Below are 2,210 nucleotides of genomic sequence, written 5' to 3' on the forward strand. Positions count from 1 at the left end.
GGGGCCAGCCCGTGGGAGGCCAGGGCGCCGCTGACCGGTGGACGGCACCGAGCCGTGCGCTTGGACTGGGAAGGGGGAGGCCTCGCGGCCTCCCCCTTTTTCGTTTCTCAGGCAATTTAACTAAATGACATTTTTTACAACGATATCATCTGCCGTCTTATTCAGACGTTCACCGTTCTCTTGACAGTCTCATGTACTCAATGGATTACTATCTACTTAAGCGTGATACTGCGCTTGACCTGTTTTAGGCGGGCCGTTTTATTGATTGTGACGGAAGGACGCACATGGCAGATGTTCACGAGCTGCTTGATACTTGGATTGCCAATGTCAAGGATGATGAGCTGCTGACCGAGCTCAACACGATGAAGGAGCAGGGTGACGAGGATGCCATCACCGATGCCTTCTTCCAGGATCTTGCCTTCGGCACCGCTGGCCTGCGTGGCACGATCGGTGCTGGCACTAACCGTATGAATATCTATACGGTCGGCCGTGCAACGCAGGGTTTCGCCGACTATCTCAATGCGACTTTTGAGCATCCGACGGTTGCCATTGCTCGCGATAGCCGCAATAAGGGCGAATTGTTCGTCAAGACGACGGCTGCTATTCTTGCGGCAAATGGTGTCACCGCCCTTGTGTATCCTAAGATTTCCCCGGTGCCTACGCTATCTTGGGCCGTCCGCGACCTTAAGTGCTCCGGTGGCATTTGCATGACCGCGAGCCATAACCCTGCGCCCTATAACGGCTATAAGGCCTATGGCCCCGACGGCTGCCAGATCACTAGCGAGGCCGCCGATGCAATTTCTAAGGCTATTGCCGAGACCGATACGTTCACTGGCGTGAAGTCCATGGACTTCGATGAGGCTCTTGAGCAGGGTCTGGTCAAATGGATCGATGACTCGTGCCTCGAGCGTTATTACGACGCCGTTCTCGCGCGCGGCGTGACCAACCTTTCTGCCGAGGAGATCGCTGGCGCTCCGCTTAAGCTCGTCTACACTCCGCTCAACGGCACTGGCCTCATTCCCGTCACGACGGTGCTCGAGCGCGCCGGCATCACCGATGTCACGGTTGTTCCCGAGCAGAAGGACCCGAACGGCGATTTCCCGACCTGCCCGTATCCTAACCCCGAGATCCGTCAGGCCATGCAGAAGGGAATCGACCTGTGCGAGCAGGTTCACCCCGATCTGCTGCTTGCAACCGATCCTGACGCCGACCGTGTTGGCGTTGCTGTTAAGAATGGTGATGACTATCTGCTGCTGACCGGCAATGAGATGGGCGTTCTGCTGCTCGACTATATCTGCAAGACCCGTGCCGCCCGCGGCGAGGATCTCACCAAGAAGGTCGCGGTTACTACCATTGTTTCTTCCGCCATGGTCGATGCTCTGGCCGAGGAGTATGGCTTTGAGCTCCGTCGCTGCCTGACGGGCTTCAAGTACATCGGTGACATCATTACCTCGCTTTCCGATGCTGGTGAAGTCGATCGCTTTATCTTCGGTTTCGAGGAGAGCTACGGTTATCTGGCCGGCGACCACGTGCGCGACAAGGACGCCGTGAGCACTTCGCTTCTGATTTGCCAGATGGCGCAGTATTACAAGCTCCAGGGCAAGAACCTTGCCGATGCGATGCACGAGCTGTACGAGAAGTATGGCTACTATCACAACAAGACGATTTCGCTGAGCTATCCGGGCGCTGAGGGTGCGGCAAAGATGGCCGGCATCATGGCTGGTCTGCGCGAGAACCCGCCCGCGGAGCTCGCCAGTTCTAAGATTGAGGCCGTCGTTGATTACAACACCTGCGTGAACGGCCTGCCGAAGGCTAATGTCATTGAGTTCGATCTTGAGGGTGGCAACAAGGGTATTGTCCGTCCTTCCGGCACCGAGCCCAAGATCAAGCTGTACATCTTCGCTAAGGGCGCGGATGCCGCCGAGGCTGATGCAGCACTTGACGCGATTGAGGAGTCAGGTCGCAAGCTGTTGGCCTAAGGCTTTGAAAGCCTATTTCTATAGATAGACGAAAAAGGGGATCTCGGAAACGAGGTCCCCTCTCTATTACTGCTAAATACAGCTGAGAATCCCAAACTGTGTAGGAGTTGTGTGCAACCAGATTCCCGCCCCGCGGGCCCCTCCGGTCTGGCAATATATCTCCTTGCCGCGCGGCCCGGTCGGACCGGGAACCGGCGCAGGCGTGCACCTTGAGAACCGGATACTGCGAGG

General features: G+C 56.9%; 1 protein-coding gene. It reads left to right on the forward strand.

Features of this window, described 5'->3' with window-relative positions; translation table 11 throughout:
* Positions 1-284 precede the first annotated feature (284 nt).
* Positions 285-1,979 (forward strand): phospho-sugar mutase, encoded by a 1,695-nt coding sequence (locus tag ACTNA2_RS09005; protein ID WP_441049380.1) that lies wholly within the window; start codon positions 285-287, stop codon positions 1,977-1,979.
* The last annotated feature ends 231 nt before the right edge of the window (positions 1,980-2,210 follow it).

This window comes from Collinsella sp. HCP28S3_E9, assembly GCF_052065455.1.
Lineage (GTDB): Bacteria > Actinomycetota > Coriobacteriia > Coriobacteriales > Coriobacteriaceae > Collinsella.

Bases quoted from the DNA above. Each gene is read 5' to 3' on its own strand.
- ACTNA2_RS09005 (WP_441049380.1), top strand. From the start codon at position 285: ATGGCAGATGTTCACGAGCTGCTTGATACTTGGATTGCCAATGTCAAG.